21 protein-coding genes and 1 other RNA gene are annotated in these 20,338 nt (G+C 58.2%); 5 read left to right on the forward strand and 17 right to left on the reverse strand.

Going from position 1 to position 20,338, the window contains the following annotated elements; translation table 11 throughout:
- Positions 1–3: 3 nt before the first annotated feature.
- The 9 genes from mraY to rsmI form a co-directional block, all read right to left on the reverse strand.
- Positions 4–1,086, reverse strand: coding sequence for a phospho-N-acetylmuramoyl-pentapeptide-transferase (gene mraY / locus AC3ISI_RS23975; RefSeq protein ID WP_123435073.1), 1,083 nt, complete (start codon positions 1,084–1,086; stop codon positions 4–6).
- Positions 1,086–2,453: a UDP-N-acetylmuramoyl-tripeptide--D-alanyl-D-alanine ligase gene (locus AC3ISI_RS23980; RefSeq protein WP_489334107.1), complete on the reverse strand. Its 1,368-nt coding sequence runs from the start codon at positions 2,451–2,453 to the stop codon at positions 1,086–1,088. Before AC3ISI_RS23980 ends, mraY begins: the two co-directional genes overlap by 1 nt.
- Positions 2,446–3,909, reverse strand: a complete 1,464-nt coding sequence (locus AC3ISI_RS23985) for a UDP-N-acetylmuramoyl-L-alanyl-D-glutamate--2,6-diaminopimelate ligase (protein WP_489334108.1) — start codon at positions 3,907–3,909, stop codon at positions 2,446–2,448. Before AC3ISI_RS23985 ends, AC3ISI_RS23980 begins: the two co-directional genes overlap by 8 nt.
- On the reverse strand, positions 3,909–5,648 hold the full coding sequence (locus tag AC3ISI_RS23990) for a peptidoglycan D,D-transpeptidase FtsI family protein (protein WP_489337780.1): 1,740 nt from the start codon (positions 5,646–5,648) through the stop codon (positions 3,909–3,911). The genes AC3ISI_RS23985 and AC3ISI_RS23990 overlap by 1 nt, the downstream gene beginning before the upstream one ends.
- A complete protein-coding gene (gene ftsL / locus AC3ISI_RS23995) occupies positions 5,648–5,941 on the reverse strand; it encodes a cell division protein FtsL (RefSeq protein WP_489334109.1) in 294 nt (97 codons plus the stop codon). The genes AC3ISI_RS23990 and ftsL overlap by 1 nt, the downstream gene beginning before the upstream one ends.
- Positions 5,938–6,885, reverse strand: a complete 948-nt coding sequence (gene rsmH, locus AC3ISI_RS24000) for a 16S rRNA (cytosine(1402)-N(4))-methyltransferase RsmH (protein ID WP_489334110.1) — start codon at positions 6,883–6,885, stop codon at positions 5,938–5,940. Before rsmH ends, ftsL begins: the two co-directional genes overlap by 4 nt.
- On the reverse strand, positions 6,882–7,337 hold the full coding sequence (mraZ, locus tag AC3ISI_RS24005; RefSeq protein WP_007943733.1) for a division/cell wall cluster transcriptional repressor MraZ: 456 nt from the start codon (positions 7,335–7,337) through the stop codon (positions 6,882–6,884). Before mraZ ends, rsmH begins: the two co-directional genes overlap by 4 nt.
- Before the next feature lie 354 nt (positions 7,338–7,691).
- Positions 7,692–8,045, reverse strand: an RNA gene (gene rnpB, locus AC3ISI_RS24010) — RNase P RNA component class A.
- A 75-nt stretch (positions 8,046–8,120) separates the two neighbouring features.
- Positions 8,121–9,026, reverse strand: a complete 906-nt coding sequence (rsmI, locus tag AC3ISI_RS24015; protein WP_489334111.1) for a 16S rRNA (cytidine(1402)-2'-O)-methyltransferase — start codon at positions 9,024–9,026, stop codon at positions 8,121–8,123.
- A 176-nt stretch (positions 9,027–9,202) separates the two neighbouring features.
- Here rsmI and AC3ISI_RS24020 point away from each other — a divergent pair, with 176 nt between their 5' ends.
- From AC3ISI_RS24020 to AC3ISI_RS24035, 4 genes are all read left to right on the forward strand, one after another.
- Complete coding sequence (locus tag AC3ISI_RS24020; protein ID WP_489334112.1) at positions 9,203–11,014, forward strand: penicillin-binding protein activator; 1,812 nt, start codon at positions 9,203–9,205, stop codon at positions 11,012–11,014.
- On the forward strand, positions 11,014–11,376 hold the full coding sequence (locus AC3ISI_RS24025; RefSeq protein ID WP_019582357.1) for a YraN family protein: 363 nt from the start codon (positions 11,014–11,016) through the stop codon (positions 11,374–11,376). The genes AC3ISI_RS24020 and AC3ISI_RS24025 overlap by 1 nt, the downstream gene beginning before the upstream one ends.
- Before the next feature lie 104 nt (positions 11,377–11,480).
- The gene (locus AC3ISI_RS24030) at positions 11,481–12,074 is read left to right on the forward strand and encodes a phosphoheptose isomerase (RefSeq protein ID WP_223515311.1); all 594 of its coding nucleotides are present in this window, start codon (positions 11,481–11,483) and stop codon (positions 12,072–12,074) included.
- A complete protein-coding gene (locus AC3ISI_RS24035; RefSeq protein ID WP_489334113.1) occupies positions 12,071–12,649 on the forward strand; it encodes a BON domain-containing protein in 579 nt (192 codons plus the stop codon). Before AC3ISI_RS24030 ends, AC3ISI_RS24035 begins: the two co-directional genes overlap by 4 nt.
- Before the next feature lie 159 nt (positions 12,650–12,808).
- On the opposite strand, the gene AC3ISI_RS24040 is transcribed toward AC3ISI_RS24035, so the two are convergent.
- The 7 genes from AC3ISI_RS24040 to rplM all read right to left on the reverse strand — a co-directional run bounded on the left by AC3ISI_RS24040 (position 12,809) and on the right by rplM (position 17,697).
- Positions 12,809–13,222 carry a ClpXP protease specificity-enhancing factor gene (locus tag AC3ISI_RS24040; protein ID WP_007943725.1) on the reverse strand — a complete coding sequence of 138 codons (414 nt, stop codon included), beginning with the start codon at positions 13,220–13,222 and terminating at the stop codon, positions 12,809–12,811.
- A 16-nt stretch (positions 13,223–13,238) separates the two neighbouring features.
- Positions 13,239–13,856, reverse strand: a complete 618-nt coding sequence (locus AC3ISI_RS24045) for a glutathione S-transferase N-terminal domain-containing protein (RefSeq protein WP_007905304.1) — start codon at positions 13,854–13,856, stop codon at positions 13,239–13,241.
- Positions 13,857–14,006: 150 nt separating this feature from the next.
- Positions 14,007–14,789 (reverse strand): cytochrome c1, encoded by a 783-nt coding sequence (locus AC3ISI_RS24050; protein WP_489334114.1) that lies wholly within the window; start codon positions 14,787–14,789, stop codon positions 14,007–14,009.
- The gene (locus AC3ISI_RS24055) at positions 14,789–16,000 is read right to left on the reverse strand and encodes a cytochrome b (RefSeq protein WP_489334115.1); all 1,212 of its coding nucleotides are present in this window, start codon (positions 15,998–16,000) and stop codon (positions 14,789–14,791) included. Before AC3ISI_RS24055 ends, AC3ISI_RS24050 begins: the two co-directional genes overlap by 1 nt.
- Entirely contained in the window at positions 16,000–16,593 is a 594-nt protein-coding gene (petA, locus tag AC3ISI_RS24060; RefSeq protein ID WP_489334116.1) for a ubiquinol-cytochrome c reductase iron-sulfur subunit, read from the reverse strand. Before petA ends, AC3ISI_RS24055 begins: the two co-directional genes overlap by 1 nt.
- A 268-nt stretch (positions 16,594–16,861) precedes the next feature.
- Positions 16,862–17,254, reverse strand: a complete 393-nt coding sequence (gene rpsI, locus AC3ISI_RS24065; RefSeq protein WP_002555064.1) for a 30S ribosomal protein S9 — start codon at positions 17,252–17,254, stop codon at positions 16,862–16,864.
- A gap of 14 nt (positions 17,255–17,268) precedes the next feature.
- Positions 17,269–17,697: a 50S ribosomal protein L13 gene (gene rplM, locus AC3ISI_RS24070; protein ID WP_007905295.1), complete on the reverse strand. Its 429-nt coding sequence runs from the start codon at positions 17,695–17,697 to the stop codon at positions 17,269–17,271.
- Positions 17,698–17,942: 245 nt separating this feature from the next.
- On the opposite strand from rplM, the gene AC3ISI_RS24075 reads away from it, so the two are divergent.
- Positions 17,943–18,983, forward strand: coding sequence for an NADP(H)-dependent aldo-keto reductase (locus AC3ISI_RS24075; protein WP_489334117.1), 1,041 nt, complete (start codon positions 17,943–17,945; stop codon positions 18,981–18,983).
- A gap of 134 nt (positions 18,984–19,117) precedes the next feature.
- Here AC3ISI_RS24075 and AC3ISI_RS24080 read toward each other — a convergent pair whose 3' ends face one another.
- Positions 19,118–20,254, reverse strand: coding sequence for an acyl-CoA dehydrogenase family protein (locus tag AC3ISI_RS24080; protein WP_489334118.1), 1,137 nt, complete (start codon positions 20,252–20,254; stop codon positions 19,118–19,120).
- Positions 20,255–20,338 lie beyond the last annotated feature (84 nt).

Here is a 20,338-nt window from a genome sequence, read left to right on the forward strand (position 1 = left end):
TTTCTACCTCAGCTTCAGGGTGGCAAGGCCGACCAGGACGAGAATCACGGTGATGATCCAGAAACGGACGATCACGCGTGGCTCAGGCCAGCCCTTGAGTTCAAAGTGGTGGTGAATCGGTGCCATGCGGAACACACGGCGACCGGTCATCTTGAATGAAGCAACCTGGATGACGACCGACAGGGTCTCCATCACAAACACGCCGCCCATGATGAACAGGACGATTTCCTGACGGACGATCACTGCGATGGTACCCAGGGCCGCGCCCAGCGCCAGTGCACCGACGTCGCCCATGAAAACCTGTGCCGGGTAGGTGTTGAACCACAGGAACCCCAGGCCCGCACCGATCAACGCGCCGCAGAACACGATCAGTTCACCCGCGCCCGGAACATAGGGAATCAGCAGGTATTCAGCGAATTTCACGTTACCCGACAGGTAGCAGAAGATCCCCAGACCACCGCCGACCATCACGGTAGGCATGATGGCCAGACCATCGAGGCCGTCGGTCAGGTTGACCGCGTTGCTCGAGCCGACGATCACGAAGTAGGTCAGCACGATGAAGCCAGCACCCAATGGAATGCTGTAATCCTTGAGCATCGGCAGGATCAGGGTGGTTTCCACCGGGGTAGCAGCGGTCATATAAAGGAAGATCGCTGCGCCCAGACCAAACACCGACTGCCAGAAGTACTTCCAGCGGCTTGGCAAGCCACGGGAGTTCTTCTCGATCACTTTGCGGTAATCGTCGACCCAGCCGATGGCACCGAACAGCAAGGTCACCAGCAGCACAGTCCAGACATAACGGTTGCTCAGGTCAGCCCAGAGCAAGGTGCTGACGCCGATGGACGACAGAATCAGTGCGCCGCCCATGGTCGGAGTACCCGACTTGGACAAGTGCGATTGTGGGCCGTCGTTGCGAACGGATTGACCGATCTGACGGTTCTGCAAAGTGCGGATCATCCACGGGCCATAGCACAGCGACAAAACCAGCGCGGTCAGTACACCGAGAATCCCGCGCAGGGTCAGGTACTGAAAGACCGCGAAGCCTTTGTAGAACTGTTGCAGATACTCCGCTAGCAGCAGCAGCATTAATGTTTCTCCAGACTGGCCCCGCACAAAGCGGCGACGATGTTTTCCATCGCAGCGCTGCGCGAGCCCTTGATCAAAATAGTGGTGTTGGTGTCTTGCTCGACGCCCAGGGCCTTGATCAGTTCAGCCTGAGTACTGAAGTGGAAGGCCTGTGGACCGAAAGCGTTTACGGCGTGAACCATGTTGGGTCCGACGGCATACAGCGCGGATACCTTGCCACGGGCGTATTCACCCACATCGCGGTGCCCCTGCTCCGCCCAATCGCCCAACTCGCCGATATCCCCGAGCACCAGGACGGTGCGACCGGAAAAGCCGGCGAGTATATCAACGGCGGCGCACATGGAGGTCGGGTTTGCGTTGTACGTGTCATCTATTACGCGCATGCCATTGGTGGCCAGTTGCGCGACGGTGCGCCCCTTGACCGGTTGTACCGCGGCCAGCCCCGTGGCGATGCCGAACAGCGACACGCCCAAGGCATGAGCGGCAGCGGCGGCGGCCATGGCGTTGGCGACGTTATGCGTGCCGAGCAGGTTCAATTGAACGCGCTCCACACCTTCAGGCGTGTGCAGGTTAAACGCCGGGCAACCGCGAACGTCGCGGTCCAGGTCGCTGGCGTAGAAATCGGCACTGAGATTGCTCAGGGCGAACGTCAGCACTTTGCGACCGGCCGCGCGGGCCTTCCAGATTTCAAATGCCTTGTCGTCGAGATTAAGAACGGCGATGCCATCGGCCTCAAGCCCTTCAATAATTTCGCCCTTGGCTTCAACGATTTTTTCTGGCCCGCCAAACTCGCCAACGTGGGCGGTCCCGGCGTTATTGAGGATGGCCACGTGAGGTTTGGTCATGCCCACGGTGTAGGCAATTTCCCCAAGGCGCGAGGCGCCGAGTTCGATCACGGCGGCGGTGTGTTCCGGCGCGAGTTCGAGCAAGGTCAGTGGCGCGCCGAGGTCATTGTTCAGGTTGCCACGGGTGGCCAGCACCGGACCGCGCGTGCGCAAGATGCTCGCGAGCATTTCCTTGACCGTGGTCTTGCCGCTGGAACCGGTGACGGCCGCGACCGGGTTGGTGAACGCCGTCCGGTTCAGTGCACCCAGCTGCCCGAGCGCCTGACGGGTGTCTTTGACCAGCAGTTGCGGCAATGCGCTGTCGGCGACTTCGCGCTCGACCAACGCTGCAACGGCGCCTTTGGCCGCGACGTCGTTCAAATAGTCGTGACCGTCGAAACGCGGGCCGGTCAGGGCGATAAAGAGCTGACCCGGTTTGATCGCACGACTGTCGATGCTGACGCCATCGAACGTGGCGTCGGCAGCGATCAGGCGAGCATTCAGCGCGCCCGTCAGTTCGCTCAGTTTCAAGGCTTTAAGCATGCGCCACCTCCCACGCAGTCAGGGCATGATCGGCCTCGACCAGATCGGAGAAGGCGTGACGTTCGCCATTGATTTCCTGATAGTCCTCGTGACCTTTACCGGCCAGGACAATCACGTCATCCACCGACGCGCTCGCGATCAGCTGGGCAATCGCCTGGCCACGGCCAGCGACGAAAGTCACTTTATCCACAGCCTTGAGGCCGGCGCGGATGTCATCGAAGATCACTGCCGGGTCTTCAGTGCGAGGATTGTCATCGGTCACCAGCACGCCGTCGGCCAGACGTTCGACTACTTCAGCCATCAGCGGACGCTTGCCGCGATCACGATCACCGCCGCAGCCGAACAGGCACAGCAAACGACCCTTCGCGTGTGGACGCAGGGCCATCAAGACTTTTTCCAGCGCGTCCGGGGTGTGCGCGTAATCGACCACCACCAGCGGTCGAGTACCGCCACCCAGGCGCTGCATGCGACCGGCCGGGCCTTCGAGCTTCGGCAGGACGTGGAGGATTTCGTCCAGCGCGTAGTCCAGACCGAGCAAGGCGCCGACCGCGGCCAGTACGTTGCTCAGGTTGAAACGACCGAGTAAGGCGCTGCGCAAATGGTGCTCGCCCTGAGGCGTCACCAACGTGGCGCGCACGCCTTCGTCGTCGAATTGCGCTTCACGGCAATACAGGTAGGCGCTGGTGTCTTCCAGGCTGTAGGTAATCAAACGCGACTCACGCTTTTCGGCGGCCAGCTGGCGGCCGAATTCGTCGTCGAGGTTAACCACCCGGCACTTCAAATCGTTCCAGGCAAACAGCTTGGCCTTGGCTTCGCCGTAGGCCTGCATGGTGCCGTGGTAGTCGAGGTGATCGCGGGACAGGTTGGTCATCACCGCCACATCAAACGCCAGTGCGGTTACGCGCCCCTGATCCAGACCGTGGGAAGAGACTTCCATGGCAACGGCTTTGGCGCCGGCCTTTTTCAGGTCGGCCAGGGTCGCTTGCACGGCGATCGGATTCGGCGTGGTGTGCAGGCCGCTTTCCAGCGCGCCGTAGAAACCGGAGCCCAGCGTACCGACGATGCCGCAATGCTGGCCCAGCAGATCGAGCGCCTGGGCCACCAGTTGAGTCACGCTGGTTTTGCCATTGGTGCCGGTCACGCCAATCAGATTCAAGTGACGGCTCGGCTCGCCATAAAAGCGCCCGGCGATGTCCGACAGTTGCGCCGCCAGGCCTTTGACCGGAATCAGCGGAACGTCAGTGATCGGCAATACGGTTGCGCCTTCGACTTCATAAGCCACAGCGGCAGCGCCGCGCTGCAGGGCGTCGGCGATGTGCGCGCGACCGTCGAAACGCCCGCCCGGGACAGCGAGAAACAGATCGCCAGCGCGCACGTTACGGCTGTCGAGCGCCAATTCACGGATCAACAGATCGCGACCGGCGTGAGCGAAAATCTTGTTCAGACTCAGAGACATTAACCGCGCCCTCCATTGGCTTTCAGCGGTACGACGGGGGTTGCATTCGCGGTTTCAGTCGGCGGCAGGTTATCGGGGGTAATGTTCATCAGGCGCAGCGTTCCGGACATCACTTTGCTGAACACTGGCGCCGAGACCAGACCACCGAAGTAACCGGCCTTGGTCGGTTCATCGATCACCACTACGATCGCGTAACGCGGATCGCTCATCGGCCCGAAACCTGCGAACAGCGAGCGGTAAGAGTTCTCGGCGTAGCCTTTGGTGCCCACCGACGTTTTACGCGCAGTACCCGACTTGCCGGCCACGTGATAGGCCGGCACTTGCGCACGGAATACACCGCGCGGCGCTTCGATCACTTGGGTCAGCATGGTTTGCATGGTTTTCGAGACGGCTTCCGGCAGCACTTGCGTGGTCTGCGGCGCCTTGTCGGTTTTGATCAGGGTCAAGGGGGCGATGCGACCGTTGTTGGCCAGCGCCGAGAAGGCGTGGACCAGCTGAATCGCGGTCACCGAAACACCGTAACCGTAGGACAGCGTGGCGGTTTCAGCCTTGCGCCATTCGCGGTAGTTCGGCAAGTTGCCGACGCGTTCGCCCGGGAAGCCGAGACCGGTGTCCTGGCCGAGACCGAGTTTTTGCGCCAGACGGAAAATCGTCTCGCCACCGATATCGAATGCGACCTTACTCATGCCGACGTTACTGGAGTTGATCAGAATGCCGGTCAGGTCGAGCACCGGGCCTTCGGTCTTCGATACGTCCTTGATGGTGTACTTACCAATCTGCAAGGAGCCTGGATACACCTCGACGGTATCGCTCGGCTTCCAGCGCCCGGTTTCAATCGCGGCGCTCATGGAGACGGCTTTCATGGTCGAACCCGGCTCGAACACGTCGATCATCGCGCGGTTACGCATCATCGCCGGTTGCAGGTTGCGGCGGTTGTTCGGGTTGTAGGTTGGCTGGTTGACCATGGCCAGGATCTCGCCGGTCTTCACGTCCATGATCACCAGGCTGCCCGCCTTGGCGCCGTTCTCGATGATCGCGTTACGCAGTTCGCGGTTGGCCAGGTATTGCAGGCGCAGGTCAATGGACAACGCCAAGGGCTTGCCGGCCTTGGCGTTTTTGGTGACCTGGACATCCTTGATCAGCCTTCCGCGCCGATCCTTGATGACTTGACGCTTGCCGGGGACCCCGGCGAGCCATTCGTCATAGGCCAGCTCAACCCCTTCTCGCCCGTGGTCATCGATATCGGTAAATCCAACCATGTGCGCGGTGACTTCACCGGCCGGATAGAAACGCCGGAACTCTTCAATGCCGTAAACGCCAGGTACTTTCAGGTCAAGCACGGACTGGCCCTGCTCGGGGGTCAGCCCGCGCACCAGGTAAATGAATTCTTTGTTGGCCTGGGCCTCGAGACGTTCAGCCAGGGCTTTAGGGTCCTGACCCAGGGCAGCCGCCAGTGCCGGCCACTTCTCTTTGGCCGTTTGCATTTCCTTGGCGTTGGCCCACAGCGTGGTGACCGGAGTACTCACGGCCAAAGGCTCGCCGTTACGGTCGGTGATCAGACCACGGTGAGCCGGAATTGGAATATGACGAACGCTGCGCGCATCGCCCTGACCTTTAAGGAAGGCACGGTCGACGACTTGCAGGTCGATGATGCGCCAGGAAATCGCCGCGACCATGATGCCGAGCAATCCCACCACCACGCGGAAACGCCATGGGAACATTGCGCCTTCGAGTTTCATCATGGCGCCACCATCTTCACTTCAGCTGCGCCAGGTATGCGCATCTTCAGTTGTTCGGAGGCCAACACTTCGATACGGCTATGGGCGGTCCAAGTGCTCTGCTCAAGGATCAAACGGCCCCACTCGGCCTGCGCCTTGTCGCGCACGCTCAACTCGTTGTACAGCGAGTTCAACAGCTGACGGTTCCAGTGAGCGCTGTACGACACACCGATCGCTGAAACGAGCACGCCCACAAACAACAGCAGCATGAAAAAGCTTCCGCCGGGCAGTGGCTTGGCGTAAAGCTTGCTCACCGCAGCTTCTCCGCTACGCGCATGACGGCGCTACGGGAACGTGGGTTGGCTTTGATTTCGGCCTCGGAGGCGGACTGGGCTTTGCCATGGATTTTGATGATCGGTTCGAAAGCGACGTGACGTACCGGCAGGTTGCGCGGCAAGTTGTCGGCTTCACCTTTAACCAGTTTGCGCATGAACAGTTTGACGATGCGGTCTTCCAGCGAGTGGAAGCTGATAACGACCAGACGGCCGCCGACTTCCAGGCATTCGAGTGCAGCTTCGAGGCCGGCTTCCAGATCGCCCAGTTCGTTGTTGACGTGAATGCGAAGGCCCTGGAACGCACGGGTCGCCGGGTTCTTGCCCTTTTCCCACGCAGGGTTGGCGACTTTCAGGACTTCGGCCAGGTCGGCGGTACGCTCGAACGGTTTGATGTCACGGCGTTCGGCCACGGCTCGGGCCATACGGCCGGAAAAACGTTCTTCGCCGTATTCCTTGAACACGCGAGCGATTTCTTCCACCGGTGCGGTATTGACGAACTCGGCAGCACTGATCCCACGGGAAGGGTCCATGCGCATGTCCAGTGGGCCGTCATTCAGGAAACTGAAGCCGCGTTCAGGATCGTCAAGCTGTGGTGAAGACACGCCGAGGTCGAGCAAAACCCCACTGACCTTGCCGGCCAGACCGCGTTCGGCGACTTCCGAACCCAGCTCGGCAAAGCTACGCTGCACAACGACAAAGCGGCCGTCTTCGGCCGCTAGCGTCTGCCCGGTGGCAATTGCTTGAGGATCTTTATCAAACCCGAGCAACCGACCATCAGGCCCCAGCTGGCTAAGGATCAGCCGGCTGTGCCCGCCGCGCCCGAACGTGCCGTCCAGATAGCAGCCATCAGGACGTACGGCTAGAGCCTCGACGGCTTCGTCAAGCAGTACGGTGATGTGGTTAAAGCCGCTATCAATAGTCACAGGATCAAATCACGCAGTTCATCAGGCATGGCGCCCGGTTGTTGAATAGCAGCCAGGTCAGCGGCAGAAACCGCATCCCAGGCATCCTCGTCCCACAATTGGAACTTGTTCAGTTGGCCTACCAACATCGCGCGCTTATCCAACTTGGCATATTCACGAAGACGCGGCGGAACCAGAAAACGACCACTGCCATCGAGCTCGAGGTCGACGGCATTACCAATCAGTAAACGTTGCAGGCGGCGGTTCTCTTCACGTAGCGAAGGCAGTGCGCGCAGTTTGGTTTCGATAACTTCCCACTCATCGAGGGGGTAAACACACAAACATGGATCAACGGCGTCGATTGTGACGATTAACTGACCTGAACTACGCGAAACGAGCTCATCACGATACCGGCTCGGCATGGCGAGTCGGCCCTTTGCATCGAGACTGATAGCGTTAGCTCCGCGAAACACGTCAGCGTTTCTCCAAATTTTAGCGTTTTACGTTCAAAAAACCCACTTCATGCCACTTTCCGCCACTTGCGCACACTATAGGAATGCGGCCACCGCACCGTCAAGGCACGGATTAAAGGAAAACCCTTACAGAACTGAGATTTAGGAGCGTAGGAGGAGGGGATACGGAAATACGACGTGTCATTGCACCCAATAACTTGAGACAACTCAGATGGCTGCGCTCGAAAGTTAAAGTAGTTTGTTAAGAGTAAGATTTTTTTGGTATTACGAAAGTGCTTCTGCCGATGATTCTGAAAGGAGGGAAAATGCTATCACCAGCGCCCCTGCTCAACGATTCAAACAGGGAGAAAAAAGGTGGAGAGTCGATCTGTAAGCCGGGTTCTGTCTTGAACAGTCATTCGTCTACGATGGCCATCACTGGACATCTTTAGCAACCTACCCGGTCCCAGCGCGGGCCACGCCTTGGGACCCTATTTGGTCTTGCTCCAAGTGGGGTTTACCTAGCCACGAACTGTTGCCAGACGTGCGGTGCGCTCTTACCGCACCTTTTCACCCTTACCGGCGCCGAAGCGCTTAGGCGGTTATTTTCTGTGGCACTTTCCGTAGGCTCACGCCTCCCAGGCATTACCTGGCACTTCGCCCTATGGAGCCCGGACTTTCCTCCCCCCCCTAATTTTCATAGAGGGCAGCGACTGTCCGATCGACTCTCCGCCGCGAAGGTTAACGGCAGAGCGGCCGAAGAACAAGCGCTAAACGCCTTTTACCCCTCCTGCACGTCGGGTTTCACTCGCCCTTCTGCTGATCCAGCGCGACCTGATACAGCACATTCTTGCGCTCGCCGGTGATTTGCGCAGCCAAAGCGGCCGCACGCTTGAGCGGCATCTCTTCGAGCAACAGGTTGAGGATGCGCATCGCTTCGCTGCTGACCGCGTCTTCGGTCTCGGGCGCCGCCCAGCCGGCCACCAGCACCACGCATTCACCGCGCTGCTGATTGCTGTCCGACTCCACGAACTCGCGCAACTCGGCCAACGGCAGGCCTTTAAGGGTTTCAAAGGTTTTAGTGATTTCACGAGCCAGCAACGCCTGACGCTCGCCACCGAACACCAGTTCCATGTCTTGCAAGCATTCAAGGATACGGTGCGGTGCCTCGTAGAAAATCAGCGTGCGCGGCTCTTCCTTTACCAACTCAAGACGAGCCCGGCGACCGACCGCCTTGGCCGGCAGGAAACCCTCAAAGATAAACCGGTCGGACGGCAAACCCGCCGCCGACAGCGCTGCGATCAATGCGCAGGCTCCCGGAACCGGCACCACATTGATCCCCGCGGCACGAGCCTGACGCACCAAGTGATAACCGGGATCAGAAATCAACGGCGTACCGGCATCGGATATCAGGGCCACGTCGTCGCCTGCCAGCAGACGCGTGATAAAGCGGCTACCTTCATCCCGCTCGTTGTGTTCGTGACACGCCGCCAGCGGCGTGGGGATACCAAAATGCTGCATCAATCGCTGGGAGTGACGAGTGTCTTCGGCGGCAATCAGCGCCACCTCACGAAGGATTTTCAGCGCACGCGCACTGATGTCGTCCAGGTTGCCGATGGGCGTCGCCACCACATAAAGCGAGCCAGCAGCGGAATTCAAAGCACCTGGAGCAGTCAAAGCGCACACCTCATGATCGGTAAAAAGTGACATTGTAGCGCGTAGCGGCGCTGGCGATAGGCCTGGCCCTTACTGGGTTTTTCAGCCTTTTGTGCAGTACAGCAACATTTACACGAGCTAAATTGATCGATTCACGCCAGTAACATCGCGCCCCGGCCAGTGCTTGGGTACAATTCCACGCTAATTTGATCGAGTAACAGGAACACTACATGATCGCTTGCCTGCGGCTGTTTACTGCCCTCTGCCTTGCTGCCCTGCTGGCGGCTTGCGCCAGCTCGCCCTCCTCCAGCCTTGGCGAAGTTCCACGGACTCCGAATGCCAGCGTCGAGCAACTGCTCGATCAGGCCAGTCATAGCAAAGACCCGGAACAAACTGCCCTGTTGCGCCTGAGCGCCGCAGACGTGGCCTACCGCCAAGGAAATGCCGGCCAGTCCGCGCAAATCCTGCAACAAGTTCCGGTCGAGCAACTCAAGCCAGGCCCACAAGTCTTCGCCAGTACGCTGGCGGCGGAACTGGCGATGGTGCGCAATCAGCCCAAAGCGGCACTGACTGCCTTGAGCCATCCGAGTATGCAACGCCTGGGTGAACTGCCGGCTGAGCAACAGGTGCGCACCGGTACTGTTCACGCCCGTGCCCTCGAAGCCGATGGCCAGACGCTGGCTGCCGCAAGGGAACGTATTTTCATCGCACCCATGCTGAGCGGTGAAGCGGCCAGCAAAAACCATGAAGCGATCTGGACCCTGATCGCCTCGCTGCCCACTGACCAACTGCAGCCAACCACCTCCGATGACCTCGGCGGCTGGATGAGTCTGGCGCTGGCGGTGAAAACGGCCGGGACGCTGGAGCAACAGCAAGCCGCAATCGATAACTGGCGCGCCCAACACCCTAAACACCCGGCCGCCATTCAACTGCCGCTAGCATTGACCAACCTCAAGGACTTGGCCAGCCAACCCCTGAGCAAGATTGCCCTGCTGCTGCCACAAGACGGCCAGCTGGCATCGGTGGGCAAAGCTTTGCGCGAAGGCTTCATGGCCGCTTACTACCAAGCCCAGCAAGCCGGGCAGAAGCCACCCGCCATCGAGTTTTATGACAGCTCGAAGCTGACGTCGATGGACGAGTTCTACCGCAAGGCCCAGGCCGACGGCGTGCAACTGGTAGTCGGCCCGCTGGAAAAACCACTGGTCAAGCAGCTCAGCAGCCGCCCGCAATTGCCGATCACCACCCTGGCGCTGAACTACAGCGAAGGCGAACAAGGCCCACCCCAACTGTTCCAGTTTGGCCTGGCCGCTGAAGACGAAGCTCGCGAAGTGTCTCGCCGTGCGCGCGCCGATGGCCTGCATCGCGCTGCGATCATGGTGCCGAAAGGCGAATGGGGTGATCGCGTGCTCCGCGCATTCAGCCAGGACTGGCAAGCCAACGGCGGCAGCATCGTTGCCACCGAACGCGTAGACCAGCCGGTTCAACTGGCCCAGCAGATTGCTGACATGTTCCAGCTGCGCCAGAGCGAAGGCCGCGCGAAAAGCCTGCAAAGCACCGTCGGCTCGCAGGTTGCCGCCCAACCCTCGCGCAGCCAGGACATTGAATTCATCTTCCTGGCCGCCACTCCGCAACAGGCTCAACAAATCAAACCGACCCTGAACTTCCAATACGCAGGTGATGTGCCGGTTTACGCCACTTCCCACGTATACAGCGCTAGCGGCGACGTGAATCAGTACAACGACATGAACGGCATTCGCTTCTGCGAAACCCCGTGGTTGCTGGACGCCAACGATCCACTGCGCAGACAGGTTACGGCTCAATGGCCACAAGCCGCCGGCAGCCTCGGTCGCCTGTATGCCATGGGCGTCGATGCTTACGGCCTGGCGCCACGCTTGGGGCAACTCAAGGCCCTGCCGAACAGCCGCCTCGAAGGCCAGTCGGGTAGCCTGAGCCTGACTCAGAACCAACGCGTCGTGCGTCAGCTTCCGTGGGCTCAGTTCGTCAATGGCCAGGTTCAACGCCTGCCGAGCACCCCGAACTGATGCCTGACAGGTCACGCCAACAAAGTGGAAAAGATGCCGAGCGCCATGCGCTCGAGCATCTTCAACAACAAGGTCTGCGCCTGTTGGCGCAGAACTGGTTGTGTAAACGCGGCGAGCTTGATCTGGTCATGCTCGATGGCGATACAGTAGTATTCGTTGAAGTCCGCTACAGAAAAAACACCCAATGGGGTGGCGCACTCGATAGCATCGATGAGCGCAAACGGCAGAAACTGATTTTCGCTGCACAGTATTTTCTTCAGCGCGAGTCGCGTTGGGCCAATTCCCCTTGCCGCTTCGACGTGGTTGCCATCGACAGCAACCTGGATCAGTTGAACTGGTTGCAGAATGCCTTCGACAGTTGATCGCTTGCGCCCCGAAACGGACACCTTCACCCAACACTTTTGCTCTTTGCATTGCGGGCTGCACATTCATGTGCCGAGTAGCCGCGCTAATTAAGGTCACACAGATGGACATGCAATCCCGAATTCGCCAGCTTTTTCAGGCCAGTATCGACACCAAGCAAATGGCGATGGACGTACTTGCACCGCACATCGAGCAAGCCAGCCAAGTGATGGTCAACGCCCTGCTCAATGAGGGCAAAATGCTTTCCTGCGGCAACGGCGGTTCCGCCGGCGACGCCCAGCACTTTTCGTCGGAGCTGCTCAACCGCTTCGAACGTGAACGCCCGAGCCTGCCTGCCATCGCGCTGACTACTGACAGTTCGACCATCACCTCGATTGCCAACGACTACAGCTACAACGAAATATTCTCCAAACAAATCCGCGCCCTTGGTCAACCGGGCGACGTATTGCTGGCGATTTCCACCAGTGGTAACTCGGCAAACATAATTCAGGCGATCCAGGCCGCACATGATCGCGAAATGGTTGTCGTAGCAATGACCGGTCGCGATGGCGGCGGCATGGCGTCACTGCTTTTGCCCGAGGACGTCGAGATTCGCGTACCGGCCAATGTCACCGCACGTATTCAGGAAGTCCACCTGCTGGCGATCCATTGCCTTTGCGACTTGATCGACAGCCAACTGTTCGGGAGTGAAGAATGACCCCTAATCGCCTAGGCCTGATGGCCTTGACCCTGTGCCTCGGCATCAGTGGCTGCACTTCGGTGGTTAACGCCAGCCGGGAAGCGCCGATTGAAGATGACCGTGGCACGCGCACCTTTGGCAGCAAGATCGACGATTCCCTGATCGATACCAAAGTCGGCGTAAACGTGGCCAAGGCCGACCCTGCCCTGGACAACGAATCGCACATTGTCGTCACCAGCTTCAACGGCGTGGTGCTGCTCGCCGGACAGACGCCGCGCGCAGACCTCAAGGCTAAAGCAGAACAAGCTGCTGCCGCTGTTCAACGAGTAAAAACGGTCCACAACGAATTGCAGGTCATGGCACCCTCCTCTTTGCTGGCGCGCCAGAACGACGCCTGGCTGACCACCAAAATCAAGACCCAGATGCTCACCGACTCCTACATTCCTGGCTCGCGCATCAAGGTTGTGACCGAAAATGGCATCGTCTATTTGCTGGGCCTGCTGACCAAACAGGAAGCCGCTCAGGCTACCAACCTGGTACAGGGCGTTTCCGGTGTGCAGAAGGTTGTGAAGCTGTTTGAGTACATCGACTGACACCTGCAGGAGCACGACTTGTCGGCGATGGCGTCCTTGAAATCGCCATCTTGTAGGAGCACAGCTTGCTGGCGATAGCGTTTTGATGATCGCCATCGCCGGCAAGCCAGCTCCTACAGAAGCAATAAAAAAGGCGATCCAACCGGATCGCCTTTTTTATTACTTCACCACTTTCAAACTGGGTCGACCGCTGGGACGCGGCGGCTCGCTGTCGGGTGGCGGAATATCATCATCCGGCTCGATCTCTTCCTCGTCTTCCATAGGCGATTCCAGATCGAACACCATGCCCTGGCCATTCTCCCTGGCGTAAATCCCCAGGATCGAGGCGATAGGCACGTACAAGGTGTGCGGTACGCCACCGAAACGCCCTTCGAAACTGACCGCCTCGTTATCCATGTGCAGATGACGCACGGCTTGGGGCGACACGTTCAAGACTATTTGTCCGTCACTGGCAAAACCCTGAGGCACCTGCACCGACGGATACTCGGAATTGACCAGCATGTGCGGGGTGCAATCGTTGTCCACAATCCACTCGTAGAGCGCGCGGACCAGATAAGGTCGACTGGAGTTCATAGCGGCTCCTTAAGCCTTAGCGCATATCGCGTTCGACACCAGACAGACTTGCCTGGAAAGCCTCACGCGCAAACGAGCGCTCCATATAATCAAGCAGCGGCTTGGCCGGCCGCGGCAGTTCAATACCCAAAATCGGCAAGCGCCAGAGTATTGGTAATAGGCAGCAGTCCACCAGACTTTGTTCCTCACTGAGGAAAAACGGCTTGTCGGCGAATAACGGCGACACGCCAGTCAGGCTTTCGCGCAGCTCTTTACGAGCGACGACGCGGGCAGCTTCCTTGGTCCGTGAATCCAGGATCAGATCCACCAGGCCACACCAGTCACGCTGAATACGATGAATCAGCAGGCGGCTGTTGGCACGCGCCACTGGATAAACCGGCAACAATGGCGGGTGCGGGTAACGCTCATCCAGATACTCCATCACCACGGTCGACTCCCACAACGCCAGGTCACGATCGACCAGGGTGGGCAGGCTTCCGTAAGGGTTTACCTCAATCAGTTTAGGCGGCTGACGACCAGCTTCCACGTAAATGATCTCGGCGCTGACACCCTTCTCTGCAAGTACGATACGCACTCGGTGGGAATAGTGGTCGGCGGGGTCGGAGTAACAGGCCAACCGATTGGTCACGCCCATGGCGGTCCTCCTCGCTTGTTGAAATTATCGGAAGCGGAAAAACGAGCGCGCCCAGAGGGCGCCTCCCGTAACGCCTGGATCACCAGGCTCGTTACACCTTCAGAGGCGCCCTTGGGCGCGCGCGATTAACAGCAATTGCTTGAAGCTTTATCAGTGCACATCTTTCCAGTATTCGCGCTTAAGCAGATAAGCGAATACGAAGAAGAATGCCAGGTACAACAAGACGTATGTACCGATGCGCTGATGTTGCAGCTTAACCGGGTTAGCCGAGTAAGCCAGGAAGGTTACCAGATTCTTGACCTTCTCATCGAACTGCTCTTCGGTCAGAGCACCGCTTTTCGGCACGATAGTCATCTGATCGCAGGCTTCATGCGTCAAAGGCGTACCGGTCAACGGGTCAAATTGCTTCTTGCCGTCTTCGACGATCTGGACCTGCTTGCAACCGATAATCTGACGACCTTGCAGACCAGCCAGTACGTTAGGCATACCGACGTTCGGGAAGACCTTGTTGTTCACGCCCCACGGACGCGACGGATCTTCGTAGAAAGACTTCAGGTAGCCGTAGAGCCAGTCAGTACCACGAACACGTGCCACCAGGGTCAGATCGGGCGGAGCCGCGCCGAACCAGGCCTTGGCGTCTGCCGGCTGCATGCCGATGCTCATGTGGTCGCCAATTTTGGCGCCGGTGAACACCAGCTTCGAGAGCATCAGATCATGGGGAATGCCCAAGTCATCGGCTACGCGCTCATAGCGCTGGAATTTGGCGCTGTGGCAGCCCATGCAATAGTTGGCGAAAGTACGCGCGCCATCTTGCATGGCAGCCTTGTCAGAAACGTCGATGTCGACCTTTTCGAGCTCAGGACCACCGTGTTCAGCCGCGAAGGACAGGACAGGCAAAGCAGCAAGAATCAGTGCAAAAAATAACTTTTTCATCAGCCAGTCACCCTTTCCGGAACCGGTTTGGTCTTCTCAAGCCTGGTATAGAACGGCATCAGAATGAAGTAGGCGAAGTACAGGAACGTACACACCTGCGACAACAGCGTCCGCTCTGGCGTTGGAGCCAATACGCCCAGCACACCGAGGATCACGAACGAGATGCAGAACACCCACAGCCAGATCTTGCTCAGCCAGCCTTTGTAGCGCATCGACTTGACGGGGCTGCGATCCAGCCACGGCAGGACGAACAGCATGGCAATCGACGCACCCATGGCGATAACACCCATGAGCTTGTCCGGGATTGCCCGCAGAATTGCGTAGAACGGCGTGAAGTACCAGACCGGAGCGATGTGTTCTGGGGTCTTGAAGGCGTTCGCCACTTCGAAGTTCGGCTTCTCGAGGAAGTAACCGCCCATTTCCGGGAAGAAGAACACGATCGAACAGAAGATAAACAGGAACACCACCACACCGACGATATCTTTCACGGTGTAGTACGGGTGGAAGGCAATGCCGTCCAGCGGTACGCCGTTTTCGTCCTTGTGTTTCTTGATGTCGACGCCGTCCGGGTTGTTCGAACCCACTTCGTGCAACGCCAGGACGTGCAGCACCACCAGACCAAGGATCACGATCGGCAAGGCAACAACGTGCAGGGCGAAGAAGCGGTTCAGCGTAATACCGGAAATCAGGTAGTCACCACGGATCCACTGGGTCAGGTCGTTACCGATGACCGGGATCGCACCGAACAGCGAGATGATCACCTGGGCGCCCCAGTAGGACATCTGGCCCCATGGCAGCAGGTAACCCATGAAGGCTTCAGCCATCAGCGCCAGGTAGATCAGCATGCCGAAGACCCACACCAACTCACGCGGCTTCTGGTACGAACCGTATAGCAAGCCACGGAACATGTGCAGATAAACCACGATGAAAAACGCCGAAGCGCCGGTGGAGTGCAGCAGACGCAGGATCGAGCCGTACTCGACGTCGCGCATGATGTATTCAACGGAAGCAAACGCCTCTTCCGCCGACGGCGTGTAGCTCATGGTCAGCCAGACACCGGTGACGATCTGGTTAACCAGAACGAGCAGCGCCAGGGAGCCAAAGAAATAGAAGAAGTTGAAGTTCTTCGGGGCGTAGTACTTGCTGAGATGGTCTTCCCACATTTTGGTCGCGGGAAAGCGCGCATCTACCCAATCCATGAACTTGCTCATCACGCTTTCTCCGTATCGACGCCGATGACAATGATCTCATCGGTCTCATAGGAATGCGGGGGAACTGGCAGGTTCAAAGGCGCAGGTTGCGACTTGTAGACGCGGCCAGCCAGATCGTAATGGGAGCCGTGGCACGGGCAGAAATATCCACCTACCCATTTCGGACCAAGATCCGCAGGTGCCACTTCCGGACGGAAAGTAGGCGAACAACCCAAGTGCGTGCAAATGCCGATCAGCAGCAGAATCTCTGGCTTGATCGAACGTGTTTCCGGGTTGACATAGGCCGGTTGCGTCGATTGTTTGGAATCAGGATCGGAGAGCTGGTCTTCGATCTTTTTCAGATTCCCCAGGATTTCCGGAGTACGGCGGACAATGAATACCGGCTGACCGCGCCACTCAGCAATCATCTGCTGGCCTGGCTCGATTTTGCTGACATTCACTTTCACCGGTGCACCTGCGGCTTTCGCCTTGGCACTGGGAAACCATGACCCCACGAACGGGACCGCAGCCCCCACCGCTCCTGCAGCACCCACCACGGATGTGGCTGCTACCAAGAAGCGACGCCGGCCTGTATTCACGCCGTCATTGCTCATTCAGTCCTCTCCCATCAGCTTTGTGGCCTGTTAAATCAGGCATCTACTAAGTAAATCTATGTGCTTATAAAAATTTTGCCGAATGGTAATGAAAAGCCCCAATTCTGACAAGGTAATTACCGAAGGGCTCCACTGCCAAGCCTTGTAGTATAGGGGCTCTGCGGATGTGGCAAGTTGTCACAGCGCAATTCTTTAATAAATCGCACGCATAAAAAAACGCCCAGCTCCGTGAGGAAACTGGGCGTTCTTTTTCGAACGTGAAAGCGAATTAACGCTTCGAGTACTGCGGACGCTTACGCGCTTTACGCAGACCGACTTTCTTACGTTCAACTTCACGAGCATCGCGAGTAACGAAGCCAGCTTTGCGCAGAGCGCCACGCAGGGTTTCGTCGTACTGCATCAGTGCGCGAGTGATACCGTGGCGGATTGCGCCAGCTTGACCACTTACACCACCACCGATCACGGTGACGTAGATGTCGAACTTCTCGACAGTCTCAGTCAATTCCAGCGGCTGACGAACTACCATGCGGGCAGTTTCGCGACCGAAGAAATTATCCAGCGAACGGTTGTTGATGGAGATGTTACCAGTACCCGGACGCAGGAAAACGCGTGCGGTTGCGGTCTTGCGACGGCCAGTGCCGTAATTTTGAGTCGCCGACATAATGAACTATTCCGTTAAAACTTCAGTTCTTGGGGCTGCTGAGCAGTATGAGGGTGTACAGCGCCCGCATAGACTTTCAGCTTACGATACATGTCGCGACCCAGCGGGTTCTTAGGCAGCATGCCTTTGACCGCGGTCTCGATCACGCGCTCAGGGGCTTTGGCGATCAGCTTTTCAAAGTTGATCGACTTGATGCCGCCCGGGAAACCGGAGTGGGAGTAGTAGATTTTGTCGGTGGTTTTAGCACCGGTTACACGAATCTGCTCGGCATTGATAACGACGATGTAATCGCCGGTGTCAACGTGAGGAGTGTACTCAGCTTTATGCTTGCCACGCAGACGGCTCGCGATTTCGGTGGCCAGACGACCCAGGGTCTGACCTGCAGCGTCGACGACAAACCAGTCGCGCTGTACTGTTTCCGGTTTAGCAGTAAAAGTTTTCATTCTTTATAGCCTCAGGGGCCGCCCTGTAAATTAGACGGCGGATCTTACTGAATAGTGCGTACTTTGACAAGTCAAAGGCAGCCGGATACAGACGCTTTCGGGGGCTCGGGTCGGCGCGTCCGTTCAACGGCAAGATTCTTCGGCGGCGGCGCATCACTTCCACTGCAGAAAGAGGTGCGCAATTATGCAGATTGCGAAAAATATTTCAACCTGCTTTTATGATTGTTTTGCCCAAGGAGCACCTGATGGACTATCGACAGCTAGGCCGAACCGATCTGAACGTGAGCGCTATCTGCCTCGGAACCATGACGTGGGGCGAGCAAAACAGCGAAGCTGAAGCCTTCGCCCAGATTGAACGGGCCAAAGGTGCCGGGATCAATTTCATCGACACGGCCGAGATGTACCCAGTGCCGCCCAAGGCCGACACCTACGCCACCACAGAGCGCTACATCGGCAACTATTTCAAAAGTCGTGGCGATCGCGCCGACTGGATCCTCGCCAGCAAGATCGCCGGCCCCGGCAACACCATCGACTACATCCGCGATAAAAACCTGCGCCACAACCGCCAGCACATCACGCAAGCCGTGGACGCCAGCCTCAAGCGCCTGCAAACCGATTACATCGACCTTTACCAGCTGCATTGGCCGGAGCGCAGCACCAACTTCTTCGGCCAACTGGGCTACAAACACAAGAGCGAAGCCAACCTAACACCGCTGGAGGATACCCTCGAAGCACTGGATGAGCAGGTCAAGGCCGGCAAAATCCGCCACATTGGCCTATCCAATGAAACGCCATGGGGCACCATGCGCTTCCTCGCCCTGGCCGAAGCTCGGGGCTGGCCGCGCGCCGTGTCGATCCAGAACCCCTACAACCTGCTCAACCGCAGCTTCGAAGTGGGTCTGGCAGAGATTGCCATTCGTGAACAATGCGGCTTGCTCGCTTACTCGCCGCTGGCGTTCGGTTTCCTGTCAGGCAAGTACGAAGGTGGCGCGCGCCCGCCCAAAGGCCGCCTGAGCCTCTACAACCGCTTCAGCCGCTACTTCAACCCACAATCGGAAGCTGCGTGCAGCCGTTACGTGGCACTGGCCCGAGAACACGGCCTGGACCCGGCGCAGATGGCGCTGGCATTCGTGAATCAACAGCCGTTCGTCACCAGCAACATCATCGGTGCAACGACGCTTGAGCAACTGGACAGCAACATTGCCAGCTACGAGCTGAAACTTTCGGACGAAGTGCTGGAGGGGATCGAGGCGATTCACAAGGATCACCCTAACCCGGCGCCTTGATGGATTCATAAACCCTATTCGCAAGCAGGCTCGCTCCCACAGTTAATCTCCGGAGGTCACAAAATTTGTGCTCACTGGAGAGCTAATGTGGGAGCGAGCCTGCTCGCGATAGCGGTCTAACAGTCACCGCAAGGTCAAAGCGACCGCGCAATAATCTCCTTCATGATCTCGTTAGTGCCGGCATAGATACGCTGCACCCGCGCATCCGCCCATGCCCGGGCAATCGGGTATTCCCACATAAAGCCGTAGCCGCCATGCAACTGCACGCATTCGTCGAGCACCTTGCATTGCAAGTCCGTGCCCCAATACTTGGCCATCGCCGCCGTCGGCACATCCAGCTTGCCTTGCAGGTGCAGTTCCAGACAGCGATCGACGAAAACCCGGCCGATCTGGATCTCGGTCGCCATCTCCGCCAGTTTGAAGCGGGTGTTCTGAAAGTCGGCAATCGCCTTGCCGAATGCCTTGCGCTCGCGGGTGTAGTCCAGCGTCCATTGCAACGCCGCTTCAGCCGACGCAAGCCCGCCAATGGCCACGGTGAGCCGCTCTTGCGGCAATTCCTGCATCAGGTAAGCGAAACCCATCCCGGCCTGCCCCAGCAGATTTTCCTTGGGCACCCGAACATCCTGGAAGAACAACTCCGACGTGTCCTGCGCCTTCATCCCGACCTTTTCCAGACGCTGGCCCTTGTCGAAACCCGGCGTGCCGGCCTCCACCAGAAACAGGCTGGTGCCCTTGGCGCCGGCCTTTGGATCTGTCTTGGCCACGACAATCACCAGATCAGCCAGAAAGCCGTTGGTGATAAAGGTTTTCGAGCCGTTGATGACGTACTCGTCGCCATCCAGTACCGCCGTGGTTTTCACCCCTTGCAGATCGGAGCCCGCCCCCGGCTCGGTCATGGCAATCGCCGTGACCATCTCGCCAGACACCAGTTTCGGCAGGTACTTGTGCTTCAGCATTTCACTGCCGTAATGCAGGATATATGGCGCCACGATGTCAGAATGCAGGGAAAAACCGATCCCGGTCAGCCCAAGACGCCCGACCTCTTCGATGACCACCGCGCTATACAAAAAGTCCGCCCCCAGCCCGCCGTACTCCTCCGGCAGATGCGAACACAGCATCCCCGCCTCCCCTGCCTTGTTCCAGAGTTTACGGTCGATATAGCCTTGTTTTTCCCATTGCCCATGGAACGGAACAGCCTCTTTTTCGAGGAACGTTCGCACGCTGTCGCGGAAAAGTTCGTGCTCGGGACTGAACAAGGTTCTGGGGATCATGCGGCACCTGTCGTTATTGTTAGAGGAGTTGATCTCCAGAGACTAAGCCCCGCATTCAACACAGGACACTGGACACATCAGACA

Source organism: Pseudomonas sp. GL_139_B (assembly GCF_057834475.1).

Bases quoted from the DNA above. Each gene is read 5' to 3' on its own strand.
- AC3ISI_RS24025 (WP_019582357.1), top strand. From the start codon at position 11,014: ATGCCTGACAGGTCACGCCAACAAAGTGGAAAAGATGCCGAGCGCCAT.
- AC3ISI_RS24055 (WP_489334115.1), bottom strand. From the start codon at position 16,000: ATGAGCAAGTTCATGGATTGGGTAGATGCGCGCTTTCCCGCGACCAAA.
- rplM (WP_007905295.1), bottom strand. From the start codon at position 17,697: ATGAAAACTTTTACTGCTAAACCGGAAACAGTACAGCGCGACTGGTTT.
- AC3ISI_RS24020 (WP_489334112.1), top strand. From the start codon at position 9,203: ATGATCGCTTGCCTGCGGCTGTTTACTGCCCTCTGCCTTGCTGCCCTG.
- petA (WP_489334116.1), bottom strand. From the start codon at position 16,593: ATGAGCAATGACGGCGTGAATACAGGCCGGCGTCGCTTCTTGGTAGCA.
- mraY (WP_123435073.1), bottom strand. From the start codon at position 1,086: ATGCTGCTGCTGCTAGCGGAGTATCTGCAACAGTTCTACAAAGGCTTC.
- rpsI (WP_002555064.1), bottom strand. From the start codon at position 17,254: ATGTCGGCGACTCAAAATTACGGCACTGGCCGTCGCAAGACCGCAACC.
- AC3ISI_RS24050 (WP_489334114.1), bottom strand. From the start codon at position 14,789: ATGAAAAAGTTATTTTTTGCACTGATTCTTGCTGCTTTGCCTGTCCTG.
- AC3ISI_RS24075 (WP_489334117.1), top strand. From the start codon at position 17,943: ATGGACTATCGACAGCTAGGCCGAACCGATCTGAACGTGAGCGCTATC.
- AC3ISI_RS24040 (WP_007943725.1), bottom strand. From the start codon at position 13,222: ATGAACTCCAGTCGACCTTATCTGGTCCGCGCGCTCTACGAGTGGATT.
- AC3ISI_RS23980 (WP_489334107.1), bottom strand. From the start codon at position 2,453: ATGCTTAAAGCCTTGAAACTGAGCGAACTGACGGGCGCGCTGAATGCT.
- AC3ISI_RS24080 (WP_489334118.1), bottom strand. From the start codon at position 20,254: ATGATCCCCAGAACCTTGTTCAGTCCCGAGCACGAACTTTTCCGCGAC.
- AC3ISI_RS23985 (WP_489334108.1), bottom strand. From the start codon at position 3,909: ATGTCTCTGAGTCTGAACAAGATTTTCGCTCACGCCGGTCGCGATCTG.
- AC3ISI_RS24045 (WP_007905304.1), bottom strand. From the start codon at position 13,856: ATGGGCGTGACCAATCGGTTGGCCTGTTACTCCGACCCCGCCGACCAC.
- AC3ISI_RS23990 (WP_489337780.1), bottom strand. From the start codon at position 5,648: ATGAAACTCGAAGGCGCAATGTTCCCATGGCGTTTCCGCGTGGTGGTG.
- AC3ISI_RS24035 (WP_489334113.1), top strand. From the start codon at position 12,071: ATGACCCCTAATCGCCTAGGCCTGATGGCCTTGACCCTGTGCCTCGGC.
- rsmI (WP_489334111.1), bottom strand. From the start codon at position 9,026: ATGTCACTTTTTACCGATCATGAGGTGTGCGCTTTGACTGCTCCAGGT.
- AC3ISI_RS24030 (WP_223515311.1), top strand. From the start codon at position 11,481: ATGGACATGCAATCCCGAATTCGCCAGCTTTTTCAGGCCAGTATCGAC.